Annotated in this window: 17 protein-coding genes; 7 read left to right on the top strand and 10 right to left on the bottom strand. The window is 71.0% G+C overall.

All coding sequences use genetic code 11. The features are described 5' to 3' along the window. Positions 1-60: 60 nt before the first annotated feature. The 5 genes from ACX28W_RS24615 to ACX28W_RS24595 form a co-directional block, all read right to left on the bottom strand. Positions 61-1,692, bottom strand: coding sequence for a nuclease/transposase family protein (locus tag ACX28W_RS24615; protein WP_459001507.1), 1,632 nt, complete (start codon positions 1,690-1,692; stop codon positions 61-63). Positions 1,693-1,910: 218 nt separating this feature from the next. Next, the gene (locus tag ACX28W_RS24610; RefSeq protein WP_459001506.1) at positions 1,911-3,134 is read right to left on the bottom strand and encodes an MFS transporter; all 1,224 of its coding nucleotides are present in this window, start codon (positions 3,132-3,134) and stop codon (positions 1,911-1,913) included. Positions 3,135-3,325: 191 nt separating this feature from the next. Beyond that, on the bottom strand, positions 3,326-4,384 hold the full coding sequence (locus ACX28W_RS24605) for an endonuclease/exonuclease/phosphatase family protein (protein WP_459001505.1): 1,059 nt from the start codon (positions 4,382-4,384) through the stop codon (positions 3,326-3,328). A gap of 201 nt (positions 4,385-4,585) precedes the next feature. Next, positions 4,586-5,206: a TetR/AcrR family transcriptional regulator gene (locus tag ACX28W_RS24600; RefSeq protein WP_459001504.1), complete on the bottom strand. Its 621-nt coding sequence runs from the start codon at positions 5,204-5,206 to the stop codon at positions 4,586-4,588. Positions 5,207-5,330: 124 nt separating this feature from the next. Then, complete coding sequence (locus ACX28W_RS24595; protein ID WP_459001502.1) at positions 5,331-6,932, bottom strand: MFS transporter; 1,602 nt, start codon at positions 6,930-6,932, stop codon at positions 5,331-5,333. A 234-nt stretch (positions 6,933-7,166) separates the two neighbouring features. On the opposite strand from ACX28W_RS24595, the gene panB reads away from it, so the two are divergent. From panB to ACX28W_RS24580, 3 genes are all read left to right on the top strand, one after another. Then, positions 7,167-8,033: a 3-methyl-2-oxobutanoate hydroxymethyltransferase gene (gene panB / locus ACX28W_RS24590; RefSeq protein ID WP_459001501.1), complete on the top strand. Its 867-nt coding sequence runs from the start codon at positions 7,167-7,169 to the stop codon at positions 8,031-8,033. Positions 8,034-8,214: 181 nt separating this feature from the next. Then, entirely contained in the window at positions 8,215-9,255 is a 1,041-nt protein-coding gene (locus ACX28W_RS24585) for an ATP-binding cassette domain-containing protein (RefSeq protein WP_459001500.1), read from the top strand. After that, positions 9,252-10,076: an ABC transporter permease gene (locus ACX28W_RS24580; RefSeq protein ID WP_459001499.1), complete on the top strand. Its 825-nt coding sequence runs from the start codon at positions 9,252-9,254 to the stop codon at positions 10,074-10,076. Before ACX28W_RS24585 ends, ACX28W_RS24580 begins: the two co-directional genes overlap by 4 nt. Before the next feature lie 22 nt (positions 10,077-10,098). On the opposite strand, the gene ACX28W_RS24575 is transcribed toward ACX28W_RS24580, so the two are convergent. Then, positions 10,099-13,722 carry an AfsR/SARP family transcriptional regulator gene (locus tag ACX28W_RS24575; RefSeq protein ID WP_459001498.1) on the bottom strand — a complete coding sequence of 1,208 codons (3,624 nt, stop codon included), beginning with the start codon at positions 13,720-13,722 and terminating at the stop codon, positions 10,099-10,101. A gap of 189 nt (positions 13,723-13,911) precedes the next feature. Here ACX28W_RS24575 and ACX28W_RS24570 point away from each other — a divergent pair, with 189 nt between their 5' ends. Next, positions 13,912-14,709: a site-2 protease family protein gene (locus ACX28W_RS24570; RefSeq protein ID WP_459001496.1), complete on the top strand. Its 798-nt coding sequence runs from the start codon at positions 13,912-13,914 to the stop codon at positions 14,707-14,709. Here ACX28W_RS24570 and ACX28W_RS24565 read toward each other — a convergent pair. The 3 genes from ACX28W_RS24565 to ACX28W_RS24555 are packed head-to-tail and all read right to left on the bottom strand — an operon-like array spanning position 14,702 to position 16,791. Then, the gene (locus tag ACX28W_RS24565) at positions 14,702-14,926 is read right to left on the bottom strand and encodes a hypothetical protein (RefSeq protein WP_459001495.1); all 225 of its coding nucleotides are present in this window, start codon (positions 14,924-14,926) and stop codon (positions 14,702-14,704) included. The two genes, ACX28W_RS24570 and ACX28W_RS24565, sit on opposite strands and share 8 nt — an antisense overlap. Positions 14,927-14,954: 28 nt before the next feature. Continuing rightward, entirely contained in the window at positions 14,955-15,659 is a 705-nt protein-coding gene (gene npdG, locus ACX28W_RS24560) for an NADPH-dependent F420 reductase (RefSeq protein WP_459001493.1), read from the bottom strand. Between the two features lie 37 nt (positions 15,660-15,696). Continuing rightward, positions 15,697-16,791, bottom strand: a complete 1,095-nt coding sequence (locus tag ACX28W_RS24555; RefSeq protein WP_459001491.1) for a sialidase family protein — start codon at positions 16,789-16,791, stop codon at positions 15,697-15,699. 125 nt (positions 16,792-16,916) lie between these two features. On the opposite strand from ACX28W_RS24555, the gene ACX28W_RS24550 reads away from it, so the two are divergent. Continuing rightward, positions 16,917-17,519 (top strand): hypothetical protein, encoded by a 603-nt coding sequence (locus ACX28W_RS24550; RefSeq protein WP_459001489.1) that lies wholly within the window; start codon positions 16,917-16,919, stop codon positions 17,517-17,519. Between the two features lie 304 nt (positions 17,520-17,823). On the opposite strand, the gene ACX28W_RS24545 is transcribed toward ACX28W_RS24550, so the two are convergent. Next, positions 17,824-18,060, bottom strand: coding sequence for a hypothetical protein (locus tag ACX28W_RS24545; RefSeq protein WP_459001487.1), 237 nt, complete (start codon positions 18,058-18,060; stop codon positions 17,824-17,826). Positions 18,061-18,119: 59 nt separating this feature from the next. On the opposite strand from ACX28W_RS24545, the gene map reads away from it, so the two are divergent. Both map and ACX28W_RS24535 read left to right on the top strand, forming a co-directional pair. Then, positions 18,120-18,977, top strand: coding sequence for a type I methionyl aminopeptidase (gene map / locus ACX28W_RS24540; RefSeq protein WP_459001486.1), 858 nt, complete (start codon positions 18,120-18,122; stop codon positions 18,975-18,977). Between the two features lie 219 nt (positions 18,978-19,196). Further along, the gene (locus tag ACX28W_RS24535; RefSeq protein ID WP_459001484.1) at positions 19,197-19,865 is read left to right on the top strand and encodes a biliverdin-producing heme oxygenase; all 669 of its coding nucleotides are present in this window, start codon (positions 19,197-19,199) and stop codon (positions 19,863-19,865) included. The last annotated feature ends 351 nt before the right edge of the window (positions 19,866-20,216 follow it).

The raw sequence follows: 20,216 nt of genomic DNA, 5'->3' as shown, positions 1-20,216 counted from the left end.
AACTCGCACTCTCAGCTCGGGGTCGGGGGCGGGGGTGGGGGCGGAACAAACCCACCGTTCCTAGAGACTGAGCGGGAGCGAGTCCTGTTGCCAGGATTCGTGCACAGCCGAACGCCCCGAACGATGTTGGGCGTTCTGGTCCCCCGCGTTCGCTCCGCATCCGGCACGCACGGATCGCGTCCGTGGTCCGGGAACGCGGGGGCGGGTTCCCTCACGCCCAGGAGCCCCCGGTCGGGCCTGGACGGTCCGATGCCCCTGCTCATCGCTCCGGTGAGCAGGGGGCGGTGCCGTCCGTCGCCGGATCGGATATCCCTGGGCGCGCCTGCCGATCGCCACAGCTGCCGCGTCGTGACGAGTGGTCTTGCGGTTGTTGCTGGTGAGGGGCTTTTGCCAGTGCTGGGCGCCCCAGCGGCTGGTGTAGGCCGGGTCCACCCCGATGACCGCGATGCCGGTGTGGTCGGCCATAGAGGTGAGCCGGGCGCGGAGGCGGCCGGTGGGCATGCCGGAGATGAGCCGGCGGAACCGCTTCTTGCGTCCGTGTTTCTCGCGGGTCTTCTCCGCGCCGAAGTCCAGGTCCTCGATGGCGATCGCCTTCACGCCGCAGGCCCGGGCCCAGTGCAGCAGCCGGGTGAGGACGTGCCGGACCTGGGCGTCGCGGTGATCGCGGGTGCCGGACAGCTCGTAGAAGAAGCGGCGCGGGGTGCCGGTCGGGTTGCCGTGGACATCCAGGCGCCAGGCGGCGAGGTGGTCGGCGTTCATGTCGACACCGATCACACCCTGGGCGAGCGCGGCGGCCATGGGGATGGTCTGGGTGGGCGGGATCTGCCAGGAGGCGGTGATGTACCAGCGGTCGCGGTCCACGTCCAGGTGGATGCGGTAGGCGACCGCCCGGTTGGCCTCGACGCGGTCGGCCCACTCGGTACCCCGGTGCAAAAACCGCACCCTGCTCGCGAGGACGTACCGGCCGTGCGGGGCGTTCGCCAGATGCGCCAGGGGTGCGGGGAGCTTGATGCTCACCTCGCCCTCCGGCGTGACGCGGATGGTCTCGTTGCCGTAGCGCTTCCCCGACTCGCCGTCGACCTGGCAGAACCAGCGCTCCGCCTCCCAGCGTCGGCGCCATCCGGCTTCGGTGAGCTGCGCGGCGTCGAGATGGTGCCGGGTGCGGGCCAGCTGCTTGCCGCCGCGCACGACGTGCACGAGTCCGGCCTCGCGGTCGGCCCGCTCGGCGGCCAGCCGGTCCTCCAGCGCGCGCAGGCGGCGGGCTTTGGCGTGCCACTCCTGCTGGGACCGGTAGCCGCCCGGCGCCCTTTTGGTGCCCTTCGCCCCGATCGGTACCGACAGCCGGTGCGTGATGGTGCGGATGCCTGCTTCCAGGCTCTGGATGTGCGCGGCCTGGCTACGGCGGGCCAGCGCCCATTGGTCGTGCGACGCCTTGGTGATGCTGCCCGCCCAGCGCGACGACGAGACCGCCGTGAGCTCCCGCTTGCGGACCGCCCACGTGTCGGCGGAATGCTCGAGTCCGTCCTGGCAGCGCCGTGCGAGGTCCTTCGAGGCGAGCGCGCCCAGATGCGCGCCGACCAGGCGCAGCACCTTCTCGTCCCCGGGCGTCAGGTGCTTGAGGCGGGTGCGGATCGCCACACCGCTCGGGCCGAACGCGACGAACGGCTCGGCCACTTCCCTCAGCCCGTCCACCCCGTCACCCCCACCCCGAATAGACCCTGTCACCGCCCCCAACGACCACCGCCCGCAAAGGGCACGCATTCGACACAAGAACACCAGTTCCCGCCCGAAAGGCGGGCGCCACGACCCAGGGCGCGCCACGGCAAGGCCACCGGTACTCACTCCTGCTCACCAGAACACCCTTGAGTGCACTTCAGTGGCAGCAACTCCAAACCCCCACCCCGACCGAGTCAGTGGTGAACGTGCTCCGTGTGCGGAGGCACATGCGCCGCGATCAAGCGGCCCGAGGCTCCCGCAGGGACCAGCGCCCGGCGGCGGTCCACCGCGTACGCCACCCCCGCCACCCCGAGGCCCAGCACGGCCAGCCCCGCCCCGGCCAGTGCCGGCGACGTCGTGCCGAAGCCCGCGGCGAGGGCGAGGCCGCCGATCCAGGCGCCGCCGGCGTTGGCGAGGTTGAAGGCGGCCTGGTTGGCGGAGGAGGCCAGGGACGGGGCCGCGGAGGCCTTTTCCATGACGATCAGCTGGAGCGGCGACCCGGTGATGAAGGCCGCGGCGCCGAGGAGGGTGACCGCGACGGCCGCGCTCCACTGGGCGGTCATGAGGACCGGGAAGAGCGCCAGCACCGCGACCAGGGATGCGAGACCGCCGAAGAGCGTGCCGCGCAGGGAGTGGTCGGCGAGGCGTCCGCCCACCAGGTTGCCCACCGTCGAGCCCACACCGAAGAGGGCCAGCAGCAGCGTCACGCTGGACTCGGTGTAACCGGCGGAGTCCGTGAGCATCGGCGTGATGTAGCTGTACGCGGAGAAGAGCGCGCCGAAGCCTGCCACGGTCGTACCCAGGGACAGCCAGACGGGGAGGGAGCGCAGGGCGGCGAGCTCGCCACGCAGGCCGCCGGTGGGAGCGTGCGTGTGGTCGTGCGGGATGAGGAGTGCCAGCGAGGCGATCGCCGCCAGGCCGATCACGCTGACGCCCAGGAAGGCCGCCCGCCAGCCGAGGAGCTGGCCGATGAACGTGGCCGCCGGCACACCCACGATGTTCGCGACGGTCAGACCGAGGAACATCAGCGAGACGGAGCGGGCCTTGCGCTCGGGGGCGGCCAGGTTCGTGGCGACGACGGCGCCGACGCCGAAGAAGGCGCCGTGCGGCAGGCCGCTGAGGAAGCGGGCGGCGAGGAGCCAGTGCTCGTCCGGGGCGAAGGCGGAGAGCGCGTTGCCGGCCACGAAGAGGACCATCAGGGCGATCAGGACCTTGCGGCGGGACATCCGGGCCGTGGCCGCGGCGAGCAGCGGGGCGCCGATCACCACGCCGAGGGCGTACGCGGAGACCAGGTGTCCCGCGCTGGGTATGGATATGCCCAGGTCGTCCGCGACGTCGGGCAGCAGGCCCATGATCACGAACTCGGTGGTGCCGATGCCGAAGGCGCCCACGGCGAGGGCGAGCAGGGCCAGAGGCATGAGGGACCTTTCAGGGGAGCGAGCGGAGGAGCGCGTACAACGAGCGGCGAAGTACGTACAACAAGCGGAGAGGCACGTACAACGAGCGGCGAAGCACGTACAGACAGGGACGTGCCCGTGCACACCGCTGTGCACGGGCAGCTTAAGTTCAACTATGGAACAAAGGCTCTCAGGCCCAGTATTCCTGGAGGTTAAGATCCGGTTGCGGTGACCTTGACGCGCGCGGCGATCGGAAGGTGGTCGCTGCCGGTCTCGGGCAGGGTCCAGGAGGTCACCGGCGCGACGCCCTTGACCATGATCTGGTCGATCCGGGCCATCGGGAACGACGCCGGCCAGCTGAACCCGAAGCCGCTGCCCGCCGCGCCCTGTGTGGAGCGCAGCTGCGAGGTGACGGCGTTCAGCGCGCGGTCGTTCATCGTGCCGTTGAGGTCGCCGAGCAGAACGACCTGCGGCAGCGGCTCACCGGCGATGGCCTCACCGAGCGCGTCGGCGCTGGTGTCGCGCTGGCGGGCGGTGAACCCGGCCTCCAGCTTCACCCGGACCGAGGGCAGGTGGGCGACGTACACGGCGACCTGTCCGGCCGGTGCCGTCACCGTCGCCCGCATCGCACGGGTCCAGCCCAGCTTGATGTCCACCGGCTCGGTATCGGTCAGCGGGTACTTGCTCCACAGCCCGACGGTGCCCTCCACCGAGTGGTACTTGTACGTCGGGGCGAGCGCCTTCTCGTACGTCGGCACCGCCGTGGCCGTCAGCTCCTCCAGGGCCACTACGTCCGCACCGGACGCGGCCACGTCACGGGCGGTGCCTGACGGGTCCGGGTTCTCCGCGTTGACGTTGTGCGTGGCGACGGTCAGGTCGCCGCCGCTGCCGGTCCTGTCGGTGAGCAGTCCGCCGAAGAGGTTCAGCCAGACGATCGCGGGCACCAGGGCGGCGATCAGGGCGGTCGCGGACGTCCGCAGGAAGCCGAGGATCAGCAGGACCGGGATGCACAGGCCCAGCCACGGGAGAAACGTCTCCATGAGGCTGCCGAGGTTGCCGACGACATTCGGGACCTGCGCGTGCAGCACCATCACCAGCGCGAGGAGCAGCGCGAACACGGCGAGGATGAGGCCGCGGCGCCAGATGCCACGGTCACCGCGCCATTTGCCCAGCAGGCGGCGCCACTTGTCCAGCAGGCGTCGAAGTCGGGGTCCCCGGCGCTCGGGCCCCGAGCCTCCGCTGCCCGTCTCCGTCATGTACGCCTGCGCCATACCGTCGCCTCACAAACTGCCGTGCACACCGTCTCTCCCGCGCTACGACCCTAGGGGATGATCGGTGTCCTTCCTGCCGTCCCATGACGGCCGTACGGCCACTGGGACGTACAACTCGGCGTTTGAAGTTCCGAATGCGGGCATCACGCGCGCCCTCTGTGACGAAACGCTCACATGCGGTGCGCCGGTCGGCCGGGCGAACTACGGCTGGTCGGGGCGCAATCCCTCCAGCACCCTGTCGACGATCTGCGCCGCGAGGTCCTCGGGGAGCTCGGCGTCCGGGCGCAGCACCGCGCGTACGAGCATGGGGCCCATGAAGAGGTCGTTGAGCAGCTCGATGTCGACGTCTTGGCGGAGTTCGCCGTCGCGCTGTCCGCGGCGCAGGACTTCGAAGGTGGTCCGGCGTCGCGGGGCGATGACGGTCGCGTGGTAGGCGGCCCAGACCTTGGGGCTGCTCTTCATCTGGGCGTAGACGTTGTGCAGGATCACCGACGAGCGGCTGGCCAGACCTCGCCGGCGCAGTGGTTCCAGCAGGGCGATCAGGTCGTCGCGCATCGAGGTGCCGGGGAGCTGCGGGTCCGGGGGTTCGGTGGCGCGCAGGACGTCGACGAAGAGTTCCTCCTTGCCGCTCCAGCGGCGGTAGATGGTCGCTTTGCCGACGCCCGCGGTGCGGGCGACGCGTTCTATGGAGATGTCCGCGAGGGGGACGCCGTCCTCCAGGAGTTTCATCACGCCCTCGATGATCGAGCGCTCCACGGCCTCGCTGCGGGGGCGTCCCCTGGCGGGGCCCGCCTGCCCGGGTCGGCTGTCGGCGAGGCTCACGCGTCGGCTCCGTTCCTGCGATGGTTCTTCGATTCCTGCGTTGGTTCTTCGATGCCTGCGATGGTTCCTCGATTCCGGCGATGGTTCCTCGATCGATGGTTCCTCGATGCGCCGGGGTGTTCCTTTACTGCCGCTCCACTCCCACCAGCTCCCCCTCCCCCTCCCCCTCCTCCTGCCGCCCGGCCGGTGTGCGGCCCGGCAGGAACAGGGCGACGATCACCGCGCCGAAGACCGCGACCGCCGCGCCGCACAGGGCGGTGACGTGCATGGCGTGCAGGAAGGCGTCGTTGGCCGGGGCGATCAGGGCGTCGCCCTTGGGGCCGAGCCGGGCGGCGACGCCGAGGGTGGCCTCGATGGACTCGCCCGCGGTGTGGCGCAGGCCGGCCGGGAGGAGGGAGAGGTGGTCGTCGATGTCGTTGCGGTAGGCGGTGGAGAGGACCGAGCCGAGGATGGCGATGCCGAGGGCGCCGCCGACCTGGCGGAAGGTGTTGCTGAGGGCGGACGCGGAGCCCGCCTTCTCGCGCGGCAGAGCCTGCATGATGACGACACTCGTCGGGGTCATGATGTGCGCCATTCCGGCGCCCATGAGGAAGAAGACGACTTCGAGGATCCAGATCGGCGTGTCCGCCTCCAGCAGGGCGAACGCGCCCAGCGTCGCGCCGAGAAGCAGCAGGCCTCCGGTGCAGGTGGCCTTGTGACCGATGCGGTCGACGACGAGGCGGGCGCGCGGCGCGAAGTAGAACTGGGCCGCGGCGAGCGGCAGCATCAGCAGGCCGGTCTGCAGCGGCGAGTAGCCCCGCACACTCTGGGTGTAGAAGACGGAGAAGAAGGTCACGCCCATCAGCGCGAAGAAGACGAGCGCGACGGCGGACATGGCCGCCGAGAACACCTTGTTCTTGAAGTACGTGACGTCTATCGACGGGTGGTCGCTGCGCTTCTCGTAGACGACGAAGAGGACGAGCACGGCGAGCCCGGCCCCGATGGCCCCGAGGACCGTCGCGTCGGTGAAGTCGGCCACCTGGCCGCCCTTGATGATGCCGTAGACGAGCAGCACGAGCCCGACGACGGACAGCACGACACCGACCAGGTCGACGCGGCCGGGCTTCGGGTCGCGGGAGTCCGGAACCAGCCAGAACATCAGGATGATCGCGAGCAGCACGATCGGCACATTGACCAGGAAGACCGAGCCCCACCAGAAGTGGTCGAGGAGTACGCCGCCGGTGATCGGGCCGACCGCGATGGCGACGCCGACGCCGCCGGCCCAGATGCCGATGGCCTTGGGCTGCTCGTCGCGCTCGAAGACGTTCATGAGGACGGCGAGGGTGGCGGGCATCACGAAGGCGGCGCCGATACCCATCACGGCGCGGAACACGATGAGCTGGACCGGCGAACCGGCCTCCGCCGCCAGCGCCGAACCGATGCCGAAGACGGCGAGGCCGGCGAGCAGCACCTTCTTGCGGCCGAGCCGGTCGCCGAGGAGACCCGCGGTGAAGAGCAGCCCGGCGAAGACGAGCGTGTAGGCGTTGATGGCCCACTCCAGCTCGCTCTGGGTGGCGCCGAGCCCGGCGGGAGCGGGAGTCGAGATCGTCTTGATCGCGACGTTGAGGATCGAATTGTCGAGCACCACGATCAACAGGCTGAGCATGAGCACGCCGAGAATGACCCAGCGGCGCCTGTGCACCGTTTCAGGCACCCGCCGTTCGGCGGCGGCAGCGGAAGTCGTCATGGGGCAGACCCTAACGAGATTCGATACGGAACCGTATCGTATCGTAAATCCTTTACAGAGACCCTACGACTTCTGCGGAGACCTTGCCCGGCGACACCGAGACCTTGTGCGGCGAGTGGAGGCGCAGACGCATGTCCGCGCCCCGGTCTGGCACGCGGTGGCACGAGGTGCCACCATGGAGGCGATCCGGGGACGCCGTCAGGGCGCCTCGAGATGACGTAAGGAGCCGTTGCAATGACGCAGCTTTCGGCTGCCCCGACCAAGCCCTCCGACGGCAGCAAGGCGCTGTACGGGGGGAAGGGCACGCGCCGTATCACTGTTCGCGACATCGCCGCCGCCAAGGAGCGCGGCGAGAAGTGGCCCATGCTCACCGCGTACGACGCGATGACCGCGTCCGTCTTCGACGAGGCCGGCATCCCGGTCATGCTCGTCGGCGACTCTGCGGGCAACTGCCACCTCGGGTACGAGACGACCGTGCCCGTCACCCTCGACGAGATGACGATGCTGTCGGCCGCGGTGGTACGGGGCACCAGTCGCGCCCTGATCGTCGCCGACCTGCCCTTCGGGTCGTACCAGGAAGGCCCGGTCCAGGCCCTGCGTTCGGCCACCCGCCTGGTCAAGGAGGCCGGGGTCGGCGCGGTGAAGCTGGAGGGCGGCGAGCGCTCGCACCGCCAGATCGAGCTGCTGGTCGAGTCCGGTATCCCCGTCATGGCCCACATCGGGCTCACGCCCCAGTCCGTGAACGCCATGGGCTACCGCGTCCAGGGCCGCGGCGAGGAGGCCGCCCAGCAGCTGCTGCGCGACGCCAAGGCGGTCCAGGACGCGGGCGCCTTCGCCGTCGTCCTGGAGCTGGTCCCGGCGGAGCTCGCCGCCGAGGTCACGCGGACCCTGCACATCCCGACGGTCGGCATCGGCGCGGGTCCGCAGACCGACGCGCAGGTCCTCGTCTGGACCGACATGCTCGGCCTGACCGGCGGCAAGGTGCCGAAGTTCGTCAAGCAGTACGCCGATCTGCGCCAGGTCATGGGCAACGCGGCGAAGGCGTTCGCCGATGACGTCGTCGGCGGAACGTTCCCGCTGGAAGAGCACTCCGTCCACTAGGACCCAGCAGCCCCTGAGCCACTGTGGCACGAAGGCAGCCCGCCGAAATCCCCCGTCGGCGGGCTGTCGCCGTTTCCGATGAGGCCGCTGCCGACGATATATCGGCGACCGTACGCCCCTGTAGGCGGTCTGTCGGCGGCTTGTCGGTGGGTTGTCGGTGGCGGCTGGCATCTTTGTCGGCATGACGCGAATCGACAAGAACCCCGGCATCGGCACCAGGGGTGCCGTCACCGTGCGGGGGCTGGTCAAGCACTACGGCGAGACCAAGGCACTGGACGGCGTGGACCTGGACGTCCACGAGGGCACCGTCCTCGGCGTGCTGGGTCCCAACGGCGCCGGCAAGACCACCCTCGTGCGCATCCTGTCCACCCTCATCACCCCCGACTCCGGCCAGGCGACGGTGGCCGGCTACGACGTGCTGCGCCAGCCCCGCCAGCTGCGCCGCGTGATAGGCCTCACCGGCCAGTACGCCTCCGTGGACGAGAAGCTCCCCGGCTGGGAGAACCTGTACATGATCGGGCGGCTGCTCGACCTGTCCCGCAAGGACGCCCGTCGCCGCGCCGACGAGCTGCTGGAGCGCTTCTCGCTCACCGAGGCCGCCAAGCGCCCGGCGTCGACGTACTCCGGGGGTATGCGCCGCCGGCTCGATCTGGCCGCCTCCATGATCGGCAACCCGGCCGTCCTGTTCCTGGACGAACCGACGACCGGACTCGACCCGCGTACGCGTAACGAGGTCTGGCAGGAGGTCAAGCGCATGGTCGCCGACGGCGCCACCGTGCTGCTCACCACCCAGTACATGGAGGAGGCCGAGCAGCTGGCCTCCGAGCTGACGGTCGTCGACCGCGGCAAGGTCATCGCGAGCGGCCGCATCGACGAGCTGAAGGCGCGGGTCGGCGGCCGTACGCTGCGCATCCGCCCGGCCGACCCGCTGGAGCTGCGCCCGACGGCGCTGGCGCTCGACGAGTTCGGCCTCACCGGCCCGGGCAGCGCGACCGTGGACGTCGAGACCGGCACCGTGCTCGTCCCGATCCTCAGCGACGAGCAGCTGACCGCGGTGGTCGGCGCGCTCGCCGCCCGCGGCATCACGCTCGGCGGGATCGCCACCGAACTGCCCAGCCTGGACGAGGTGTTCCTGTCCCTCACCGGCCACAAGGCCAGTGCCCCACAGGACGCCGCCGCCAAGTCCCCCGATTCCCCCGAGTTCGCGGAGGTCGCCGTATGAGCGCCGCCACCCTGACCCCGCCCGCCACCGCCGAGCTCGCGGACGGCCGGATCGGTCTGCGCGCCAACCTGCGCCACATCGGCGCCCTGGTCCGCCGCAACCTGCTGTGGATCCGCCAGGACCCCGAGTCGATGTTCGACGCGATCCTGATGCCCATCGTCTTCTGTCTGCTGTTCGTGTTCGTCTTCGGCGGCTCGATCGCGGGCAAGGGCAACCAGGACGAGTACGTCAACTACGTGGTCCCCGGCCTGATGGCGATGATGGGCATGAACATCGCCATGGGGGTCGGCACCGGCTTCAGCCAGGACTTCCAGACGGGCGTGATGGACCGCTTCCGGTCCCTGCCGATCGCCCGCTCCTCGGTCCTGATCGCCAAGATCGTGGTCGAGATCGGCCGCATGCTGGTCGCCACGACCGTGCTGCTCACGGTGGGCTTCATCCTCGGCCTGTCCGTGTCGAACGTCGCCGGGCTGCTCGCCGCCATCGGTCTCGCGGCGGTCTTCGGCTTCGGCATCATGTGGATCTTCCTGACCATGGGCGTGGTGATGAAGAACGCCCAGTCGATTCAGGCAATGGGGTTTCTCGTGCTGTTCCCTCTGCAGTTCGGTTCGTCCATCTTCGCCCCGACCGACACCATGCCCGGCTGGCTCCAGGCCTTCACCGACTACAACCCGCTCTCGTCGCTGGCGGACGCGGCCCGCGGCCTGATGAACGGCGGCCAGCCGATCGCCCACGACGTGCTGGTGACGCTGATCTGGGCGGTCGGCCTCACCGCGGTCATGATGCCGATAGCCGTCCACAAGTTCCGTACCAAGAGCTGAAGTCGGGCAACCCCGGTCCGCGTCAGATGAGGGCGGCGGCCTCCTCCACGGAGAGCCCGCCGCCCTCGGCGTACGCGGCCTCGAACGTCGCGGGGTCGAGCACGGCCCGCACGTCGGCCTCGGCCCGGGCGCGCACCTCGTCCTCCGTCGGGCCCACGAAGTGGTCGGCCGGCAGCAGATGGTCGGCGGCACCGAGGAGCCGGGCCGCGTCGGGGGCGCGGCGCCCGCCGTCCTCGCCCATGATGGCGATGGCGGCGGTGGTCAGATGCGCGGAGGGCAGGTGCGGCGCGATCATCTGCGACAGCGTGTCACCCGCCCGTGCCATCGCCGTCCGCACCTTCTCCAAGGCTGCCGCGTACTGCCCTTCGCGCGCGTCCAGCAAGGCCTCGACGCCCAGCACGAAACCGTCGAAGACCACGAAGTTGACGCCTTCGAAGTTCGCGCGCAGCAGGCGCATCTGCTCGCGCGCCTCGGCGATCCGGCCGGTGCGGCCGAGCCACATCGCCAGGAACAGCCGGGAGGCGGGCATGGCCTCGCTGAGGATTCCCTCGACCTTCGCCAGGACGTCCCACAGCATGCGCTCACCGCGCTCGGCGTCGCCGCCCTCGATGAGCACGCCGCCGAGGCGGGCGCTGAGCACGGCCGTCTGGGCGTGCGCGCCGAGCCGTTCGGCGTGTGTGATCGCCTCCGCGTAGTCCGCGGCGGCGAGCTCGTACTCGCCCCGGCGCTCATTCGATTCGCCGCGGGCGGACAGCGCCTCGGCGGCGCCCCAGGAGTCTCCCATCCCGGTGAACAGGTCCAGTGCCTCATTGGCGTCGCGGGTCGCGTCGCCCGCCCAACTGGCACGGTTGGCGAGGATGTTGGCGCGCAGCTGGAGGGCGGAGGCGAGTTCCCAGTCGTAGCCGAGTTCGCGGCAGGTGCGGACGGTCTCGTCGATGACGGAGCGCATCCGGTCCATGTCGCCGGTCAGGAGCACGGCGTAGAACCAGAGAGTGCCGGGAGTGCGGCAGGTCTGCGGGAGGCCCGGCCGGTAGGTCTGGCTGATGACGCGCAGTTTCTGCTTGGCCTGCGGGGTCTCCCAGGCCGCCAGGTCCATGTCCATGCAGGCGAGATGGACGAGGTGCACGCCGCGGCGGGCCTCTTCCAGGACTTCGGGGCGCATCGGCGGCGGGGCGTCCGTGCAACTCTCGCGCAGTGGGGCGGCCGGTCGGACGGGCTCCGTGAAGGGGTCGGGGCCCAGCGCCATGACCTCGCGGGACCAGTGGCGGGCCATCAGGCGCAGGTCGCGCATCTGCCAGTACCAGGTCAGCGAGAGCACCAGGCAGAGTGCCTCCTGCTCGTCCTGTGTGGCGACCGCGTGCTGGAGGGCGGCGCGGACGTTCTCCGACTCCCGTTCCAGCCGCTCGATCGCGGCGCGCTGGCCGGAGCCACGCAGTTGAGGGTCGGTGGTGCGGGCGAGTTCGCGGTAGTAGGTGAGATGGGCGCGCTCGGCGGCGGCACGCTGCCCGGCCTCGTCGAGCCGCTCGCCCGCGTACTCGCCGACGGTCTCCAGGAGCCGGTAGCGCATCCCCGCGTCGTTCGAAGGCGCGGCCACGACCAGGGACTTGTCGACGAGCGAACCGAGCGCCTCCAGCACGGCGGGCCCGCAGACCGCCTCGGCGGCGGCGAGGTCGCAGCCGCCCGCGAAGACGGACAGCCTCCGCAGGACGTCTCGTTCGTCCTCGTCGAGAAGGTCCCAGGACCAGTCGACGACGGCCCGCAGGGTCTGCTGGCGCGGCAGCACGGTACGGCTGCCGGAGGTCAGCAGCCGGAACCGGTCGTCGAGCCGGTCGGCGATCTGCCGCGGGGTGAGCATCCGCAGCCGGGCCGCGGCGAGTTCGATGGCGAGCGGCAGCCCGTCGAGGCGGCGACAGATCTCGGCGACCGCGTCCGGGTCGTCCTCGATCCGGAAACCGGGCCGCGCGGAGGCCCCCCGGTCGGCGAACAGCCGCAACGCGAACGGCTGCGGCAGCGGCTCCACCGGCCGCAGCAACTCCCCCGGTACGCCGAGGGGTTCACGGCTGGTGGCGAGCACCGTCAGCTCCGGACACCTCTCCAGCAGCTCCTCGACCAGATGCGCGGCGGCGTCCACGACGTGCTCGCAGTTGTCGAGGATCAGCAGCATGCGGCGCCTGGCGCAGTGCTCGGCGAGTCGGCTGAGGGGGTCGTCGTGCCGGTCGACGGCCCGCATCTCCTCGGCGCCGGCGCCGCGCAGCACGGTCTCGCGCGCTCCTACGGCGGTGAGTACGGCCTCGGGTACGGCCTCCGGGTCGTCGACCGGGGCGAGTTCGGCCAGCCACACCCCGTCCCGCGCCGCGTACGCCACGGCCTCCGCCGCCTCCTGCGACAGCCGCGTCTTCCCGGCCCCGCCCGGCCCGAGCAACGTCACGAGCCGGGCGGACGCGAGGTCACTCCGGATGGTGTCGATGTCGGCCGCCCGCCCGACGAAGGAGGTGAGACGGGCGCGGAGGTTTCCGGGGGGCGGGGGTGTGGGGGTGGGACGGGTACGGGAGAGGTCGGCGGACCCCAGGGCGGGGGCGGCGCTGCCTTCGGCGGGGGAAGCGTCGGTTTCCGCGGGGGTGGTGCCTTCCGCGGGGGCGGGGGCGGGGGCGCCGTCGCGGCGCGGGGAGGCGCCCGGGGCCGGAGTTCGGGCGCCGGCCGCCGCCGAGCCGCTCACGCGCGCGCCGGACGGGGTGGCGGCCCGACCGGTGGCTCCGTCCCGCCCCACCGCTTGCGCCGCGCCTCCTCCGTCGGGGGCCGGGGTGCCGGCTCCCGCGGTCCGGACGCCAGAACCGTCTTGACCGGCGCGGTGCGCGGCGGTGTTCCAGGTGCCCCCGCCGTGCACACCCTGGCCATGCCCCGCCGCGGCGTCCCCATCGGCCGGCGCCAGCAACTCCCTGTGCAGGGAGCGCAGTTCGGGCCCCGGGTCCGAGCCCAGACGGTCGGCCAGCAGCCCGCGCACCGACTCGTACGCGGCGAGGGCCTCGGCGGGACGGCCGGCGTCGCGCAGGGCGCGCAGGCGCAGGGCGTGGAGGGGCTCGTCCAGGGGGTGGAGGTCGCACAGGGCGATGAGTTCGGGCAGGGACTGCTCGGCGCGGCCGAGGGCGAGGGCCGCGGTGAGCTGGGCGCGGCGCACATCGAGGTGGCGGGTCTCCCAGCGGGCCGCCTCGGCGGTGCGGTCCGGGAGGTCGGCGAGGGCGGGGCCGCGCCACAGGCCGAGGGCGTCGTCGAGGACCGCGGCCGCCTTCGCGGGGTCGCCGTCGGCGAGCGCACGGATACCCTCGCCCGCCAGCCGCTCGAAACGGTGCAGGTCGATGTCGTCGGCCGCCGCGGCGAGCCGGTAGCCGCCGTCCGCCGAGTCCACCGCGTCCGGCCCGAGCGCCCTGCGCAACCGCCCGACCAGCGCCTGCAGCGCACCGGGCGCGTCGGCGGGCGGGTCGCCGTCCCACACCTCGTCGACCAGGACGGCCGCGGGCACGGTCCTGCCTGGCCGCAGCGCGAGCACGGTCAGCAGGGCACGCAGCCGCGCCCCGCCGACCGGGACGGCCGTGCCGTCGGGGCGAAGTGCCTGGGTGGTGCCGAGAATGCGGTAATGCACGGGGTCCATTGTCTCTGGTGCCGTCAGGTGGTCGCCGTCACGTGACTGCCCTCACATGACGGCCGTCGGTCGCGGGCGCCCCCGCGCCCCTCACGCCCCCACCTTCTCCGGAACCAATGGCCGATCGCGAGACGTTTTCGGCATGAGCCCGGTACGGTCGGGCAGGCCCAGCACACGCGCACCAGTCCAGGGAGCCCCATGACCACCGCCGCGACCCGCCGTAGCGACCGGAGGATCAGCCCCGTCTTCGTCGGGATCGTGGCCGTCACGGCGGTGACCGGCTGGGCGACATGGACCGGTTTCGCCGAGCAGCCCGGCGTGGCCGTGTTCCTGTTCGTGACGGCCGCCTGGATCGTCTCGCTCTGTCTGCACGAGTACGCGCACGCGCGCACCGCGCTGCACAGCGGCGACATCTCGATCGGCGCCAAGGGCTATCTGACGCTGAATCCGCTGAAGTACACGCACGCCCTGCTGAGCATCGTGCTGCCCGTGCTCTTCGTGATCATGGGCGGGATCGGTCTGCCGGGCGGCGCGGTGTTCATCGAGCGCAGCCGGATCCGGGGCCGCTGGAAGCACAGCCTGATCTCGGCGGCGGGCCCGCTGACGAACGTCCTGTTCGCGATCGTCTGCACGGCGCCGTTCTGGCTGGACGCCCTGGACGGCGTGCCGCGCGACTTCCAGTACGCCCTCGCCTTCCTGGCGCTGCTCCAGGTCTCGGCCGCGATCCTGAACTTCCTGCCGGTGCCGGGCCTGGACGGCTACGGCGTCATCGAGCCCTGGCTGTCGTACAACATCAAGCGCCAGGTGGAGCCGTTCGCGCCGTTCGGCCTGCTGTTCGTGTTCGCGCTGCTGTGGGTCCCGTCGGTCAACAGCGCGTTCTTCGACCTGGTCGACTCGGTCCTGGGCAGCCTGGGGATCAGCGACCTGGAGACGTACTGCGGTCAGGAGCTCTTCCGCTTCTGGCAGGGCAGCAACGAGTTCTGCTCGGTCAACTGACGGACCTGCCGCGCCGCGCGTAGTACCAGCACATGTTGGACGACAGCCCGGCCAGCAGCACCCACACGATCCCCAGCCAGCTGCCCTGGACGAAGGAGACGACGGCCGCGGCGACGGCGAGGACACAGACAGCGAGCGCGTAGAGGGCGAGGCGGGGCATGGGGGTCGACTCCTGACGGACGGACGAGGACGTTTTACGGCGTCCAGTGTCCCCCATGCCCGTACACCCTCTATACGTCACACCTCTATACGTCGGTGACCCGCAGGCCCGCGTGCGCCTTGTAGCGCCGATTCACGGAGATCAGGTTCGCGACCAACGACTCGACCTGGTGGGCGTTGCGCAGCCGGCCCGAGAAGACTCCGCGCATGCCGGGGATGCGTCCGGCCAGCGCCTGCACGATCTCCACATCGGCGCGCTCCTCACCGAGGACCATCACATCGGTGTCGATCTCCTCGATCTCCGGGTCCTGGAGCAGGACGGCGGAGAGGTGGTGGAAGGCGGCCGTGACGCGCGAGTCCGGGAGCAGGACGGCGGCCTGCTCGGCGGCGCTGCCCTCCTCGGGCTTCAGGGCGTACGCGCCCTTCTTGTCGAAGCCGAGCGGGTTGACGCAGTCGACGACGAGCTTGCCGGCCAGCTCCTCGCGCAGGGACTCCAGGGTCTTGCCGTGCCCGTCCCACGGTACGGCGACGATCACGATGTCGCTGCGGCGCGCGCACTCGGCGTTGTCGGCGCCCTCGACGCCGTGCCCGAGCTCCTCGGCGGCGCTCTGCGCGCGCTCCGCGGCGCGGGAGCCGATGATCACCTTCTGGCCGGCCCTGGCGAGCCGGTAGGCGAGGCCCTTGCCCTGCGGGCCGGTGCCGCCGAGCACGCCGACGACGAGCCCGGACACGTCGGGAAGGTCCCAGGGGTCCTTGGCGGGGGCCTTCTGTGCACTGTCGGTAGAGGTCATGGGCCGACTTTACGTCCGCCCCGGCTCTCCCACCGGCTCAGGTGAGCTCCGTCACGGGCACCCCGCGGAAGGTGATGGTCTCGTACGCGCCGAAGTCGCCCGTCTCGTAGAGAAGTCCGACCGTGGACGCGTCGACACGGACGAGGTCGGAGTACGCGGCGGGCAGGCCGTCGACCGTGAACGCCGACCGCCAGGTCCTGCCGTTGTCAACGGAGGCGCGGAGGGTCATCAGGGCGCGGGCGGCGGGGGCGGCGGGGCCGGAGAAGAGGAGCAGGTCGGGGTCGCGGAGCTGGAGGACGCCGGCCTGACAGACGGGGCCGGCCAGGCCGGCCTGCGGGCGGAAGGGCTTGACGAGGGTCCTGCCGCCGTCCTCGGAGTGGGCGTCGGCGCGGTTGCCGGGTGGCGGGGAGGGCGGGCGGGGGTTGGAGTGTTGGGTGCGGGTGTTGAAGTAGACGCGGCCGTCGGGGAGTTCGGCGGCGGTGGTCTCGTTGGCGTTGACGTAGCCGGTGGCGCTGTCGTCGACGTAGCCGATGGACCAGGTCTCGCCGCGGTCGTCGCTGAGCAGGCAGTGGCCGCCGTAGTACTGGGGCTCGTCACCGACGTCGGTGCCGGTGGGCGGGACGCTGTGGTTGGCGGGGACGACGACCCGGCCGGTGCTGAGCTGGAGGGCGTGGCCGGGCGTGGTGGCGTACCAACGCCAGCCCGCCTTCTTCACCGACTTGGTGATCTCCTGCAGGCCCGTCCAGGTGACTCCGTCGTCGTCGCTGTGCTGCACCCACACCCGGCGCCCGTCGACGTCGTTCACCTTGCCGCGCCGGATCTCGTCCTCGGTGACGGAGGCGGCCGCGCGGACGTGCACGAGCAGGACGCGGCCGGTGTCGAGGACGACGGGGGCGGGGTTGCCGGCGAGGTCGGTGCCGTTGTTCGCGACGGCCTGGAGCGGCCCCCAGGTGCGGCCGCCGTCCGTCGACCGCTTCAGCACGATGTCGATGTGGCCGTGGTCGCGGGCGGAGTCGACCCGGCCCTCGCAGAAGGCGAGGAGGGTGCCGGAGGCGGTGCGGACCACCGCGGGGATCCGGTAACTCGCGTATCCCTCACGGCCCGCGCGGAAGGGGACGGTGACCAGTGCCATGGGCGGACTCCTCGTGCGACGTCGTTATCGGTGATCTCTCCGGTGACTGGGCCCCTTGCCCACGTCGGGCGAATTCGTGGTGAACTCCTCATCACGAGTGGCCGGTTGCGGCAGGATGCGGTCGTATGGATGCCGTACGGGTGGCGTTGTTGCGCGAAGTTCTCGCCGGGACCGAGTGGTTGGGTGCCACGCGGCGGTTCGCGGGAGCCCTGCGGGGGTCCGTGGTGACGTACGGGGGCGGGCTGCTGCTCGTGGGCACGGCGGAGTACGAGCCATGGCATCTGGCCGCGCATCTGGTGGACGAGGCGGCGTGGTCGGGCACGCCGGAGCTGTCGCCGACGCTGGTGCGGCACGGGGCGCGGGACTCGGACCCGGCCCACCTCGCGGTGGGACTCGGCCGCGTCGAGGCCGCACGCCGCGGGGAGAGCCTGCTCGTGGTGTCCCCGTCCGCGCCCGGGGCGCCGCTGCTGGAGCGGATCCACGACGCCCGGCGGGCCGGGGCGACGGTGTTCGCGCTCGACGCCGGGGACCGCGAGCTGGGGGCGATGGCGCACGAGTCCCTGACCGTGCCGCCGGGTCAGGAGCTCGACCTCGACACCGTTCAGCACCTCGTCAGCGCGGCGGCCGGGGAGAACTCGCTGCCCTCGCCCCGGGGCCGCCGCCGTTTCCGCGACCGGCTCTCCCGGCTCGCGGACCAGCTGACGGCGCCGCCGACGGCTCGGTGGTAGGACGCCGGACGGGGCCTCGGGTTCGCCGCCCTTGGGTCCGGAATCCGGCGCCGAACCAGGTTCCCGCCCGAGGGCCGAGTCGGCCCCGGCTGTCGCACCCGTCTCGCTGGTCTCAGCCGTCTCGTCGGTCCCGGTCGCCTCGTTCAGTCCCGCTCGCCTCGCCGGTCCCGGTGGCCTCGCCAGGTCCCGGTGGCCTCGTCGGTCCCGCTTGCCTCGCCAGTCCCGGCTGTCTCAGCGGTCCCGACTGTCTCAGCGATCCCGGCTTGTGTCAGCGATCCCGGCCGTCTCAGCGATCCCGACTGCCTCAGTCCCGGTCCCCGTCCGGGTCCGGTGCCGTCGCGTCGTGCCACTTGGGGTCCGTCTCCCACTCCAGGTTGCGTTCCTGGGCGGTCTGCATCGCCTGTTCGGCCTCCTGACGGGTGGTGTACGGGCCGAAGCGGTCCTTGGCGGGGCACTCGGGGCCCTCCTCGACCTTCTGGTGAACCAGGCAGTAGTACCACTCGCCGGGCTTGCCGACGGTCCGCTTCTTGAAGAGGGCCATGACCGGCTCCTTTCGCCACGGACAATGGTCCCCCATGCCCGCTGGTTAGACTCGCTGGCATGTCTGGCCAGTCGCTGCTTGCACCAGGAGAGCTCTCTCCCACCCGTCCCGTCCCGGGAAACATCAGGCGCCCCGAATACGTGGGCAAGCCCGCCCCCACGCCGTACACCGGTCCGGAGGTGCAGACCCCCGAGACGATCGAGGCGATGCGGGTCGCCGGGCGGATCGCCGCGCGGGCGATGGCCGAGGCCGCCAAGCTGATCGCGCCCGGCGTCACCACGGACGAGCTGGACCGGGTCGCACACGAGTACATGTGCGACTACGGCGCCTACCCCTCCACCCTCGGCTACCGCGGTTTCCCCAAGTCGCTGTGCTCCTCCGTCAACGAGGTCATCTGCCACGGCATCCCCGACTCCACGGTGCTGCGGGACGGCGACATCGTCAACCTCGACGTGACGGCGTACATCGGCGGCGTCCACGGCGACAACAACGCGACGTACCTCGTCGGCGACGTCGACGACGAGTCGAAGCTCCTCGTCGAGCGGACCCGCGAGTCCCTCAACCGCGCGATCAAGGCGGTCAAGCCCGGCCGCCAGATCAACATCATCGGCCGTGTCATCGAGTCGTACGCCAAGCGCTTCGGCTACGGCGTGGTCCGGGACTTCACCGGACACGGGATCAACTCGTCCTTCCACTCCGGGCTGATCGTTCCGCACTACGACAGCCCGCACGCGACGACGGTCATCCAGCCCGGAATGACCTTCACCATCGAGCCGATGCTCACGCTCGGTACGCATGAGTACGACATGTGGGACGACGGCTGGACCGTCGTGACGAAGGACCGTAAGCGGACGGCGCAGTTCGAGCACACGCTGGTGGTGACGGACAGCGGCGCGGAGATCCTGACCCTGCCGTAGCGGACGTCGTTCCACCGCTTCAGCCCGCCCTGTCCACAGGGCGGGCTTTCTCATGTGGTCCGACTTCTTCAGGCAGGGTCTGCCTTCTTATGTGGGTCTGATCGGGAATCCGGGTACGTTTTTACCGACAGGATGTCGGGAACAAGGTTGACTTAGGTAAGCCTAACCATAGAAAATGTCAGTGACTCTCGCCCCTCCCCCTTCGGCACCGGAGGCCCCATGAACGCGACGGACACGTCGAGCACCCCCTTCTCGACTCTCCTCCGCACCGCTTCGCACGAGCTGCACATGGAGGCGAACACCTCGACGTTCATGAGCGACCTGCTCGGCGGCAGGCTCGGCGTCGAGGCGTACGCGCGCTACACCGAGCAACTGTGGTTCGTGTACGAGGCACTGGAGGCGGAGACCGAGCGGCTGGCGTCCGATCCGGTGGCCGGGCCGTTCATCCAGCCCGAGCTGCTGCGTCGCACCGCGCTGGAGCGCGACCTGGCCCATCTCCGGGGCCCCGACTGGCGCGCGACGCTCACCGCCCTGCCCGCGACCCAGGCCTACGCCGCCCGCGTCACGGAGTGTGCCCGTACCTGGCCCGGCGGCTACGTCGCCCACCACTACACCCGCTACCTCGGCGACCTCTCCGGCGGCCAGATCGTCCGCGACAAGGCCGAGCGGACCTGGGGCTTCGTCAGGAAGGGCGACGGGGTCCGCTTCTACGTCTTCGAGGACATCACCAACCCGGCGGCGTTCAAGCGGAGTTACCGCGAGCTGCTGGACGGAGTCCTCGCCGACGATCTGGAGCAGCAGCGGATCATCACTGAGTGCAAGCGGGCATTCGCCCTCAACACGGCGGTCTTCCACGCGCTGGGCTCCGAGTTCCCCTTGACCGCGTAGCCCCAAAGCCGTTCCCTCGCCCCGGCCGCCCTACCCGACCCATCCCTTTCCTGGGGGCTCCGTCCCCAGACCCCTGCTCTCCTAAAGCGGTGATCTACACCGGGCGAGTGAGATCATCCATAGATGACCGACGCGCGACTGCCATCCCAAGTTGCTTCGGGACGAAGAGGTCGTGGGTTCAAATCCCGCCACCCCGACAGCTAGGTAGCAGGTCAGAGGGTCCTTACCGGGTAGGTAAGGACCCTCTGGCGTTGCTGCGATGAGGCTCGAACCTGTCCCAGGCGGGGCGCCGCCCTCAACCGATGGGCGACGCCCCGCCCGTTTGACTCGCCCATTGAGACTCCACCGACC

It is taken from the genome of Streptomyces sp. SD15 (genome assembly GCF_054462255.1).
Note: the sequence above shows the minus strand (reverse complement) of the source record. Positions and strands in the feature narration are given on the sequence as shown.

Coding starts and splice junctions, on each gene's coding strand:
- ACX28W_RS24610 (WP_459001506.1), bottom strand. CDS start 3,134: ATGCCTCTGGCCCTGCTCGCCCTCGCCGTGGGCGCCTTCGGCATCGGC.
- ACX28W_RS24605 (WP_459001505.1), bottom strand. CDS start 4,384: ATGGCGCAGGCGTACATGACGGAGACGGGCAGCGGAGGCTCGGGGCCC.
- ACX28W_RS24595 (WP_459001502.1), bottom strand. CDS start 6,932: ATGACGACTTCCGCTGCCGCCGCCGAACGGCGGGTGCCTGAAACGGTG.
- panB (WP_459001501.1), top strand. CDS start 7,167: ATGACGCAGCTTTCGGCTGCCCCGACCAAGCCCTCCGACGGCAGCAAG.
- ACX28W_RS24585 (WP_459001500.1), top strand. CDS start 8,215: ATGACGCGAATCGACAAGAACCCCGGCATCGGCACCAGGGGTGCCGTC.
- ACX28W_RS24580 (WP_459001499.1), top strand. CDS start 9,252: ATGAGCGCCGCCACCCTGACCCCGCCCGCCACCGCCGAGCTCGCGGAC.
- ACX28W_RS24575 (WP_459001498.1), bottom strand. CDS start 13,722: ATGGACCCCGTGCATTACCGCATTCTCGGCACCACCCAGGCACTTCGC.
- ACX28W_RS24570 (WP_459001496.1), top strand. CDS start 13,912: ATGACCACCGCCGCGACCCGCCGTAGCGACCGGAGGATCAGCCCCGTC.
- ACX28W_RS24565 (WP_459001495.1), bottom strand. CDS start 14,926: ATGGGGGACACTGGACGCCGTAAAACGTCCTCGTCCGTCCGTCAGGAG.
- npdG (WP_459001493.1), bottom strand. CDS start 15,659: ATGACCTCTACCGACAGTGCACAGAAGGCCCCCGCCAAGGACCCCTGG.
- ACX28W_RS24555 (WP_459001491.1), bottom strand. CDS start 16,791: ATGGCACTGGTCACCGTCCCCTTCCGCGCGGGCCGTGAGGGATACGCG.
- ACX28W_RS24550 (WP_459001489.1), top strand. CDS start 16,917: ATGGATGCCGTACGGGTGGCGTTGTTGCGCGAAGTTCTCGCCGGGACC.
- ACX28W_RS24545 (WP_459001487.1), bottom strand. CDS start 18,060: ATGGCCCTCTTCAAGAAGCGGACCGTCGGCAAGCCCGGCGAGTGGTAC.
- map (WP_459001486.1), top strand. CDS start 18,120: ATGTCTGGCCAGTCGCTGCTTGCACCAGGAGAGCTCTCTCCCACCCGT.
- ACX28W_RS24535 (WP_459001484.1), top strand. CDS start 19,197: ATGAACGCGACGGACACGTCGAGCACCCCCTTCTCGACTCTCCTCCGC.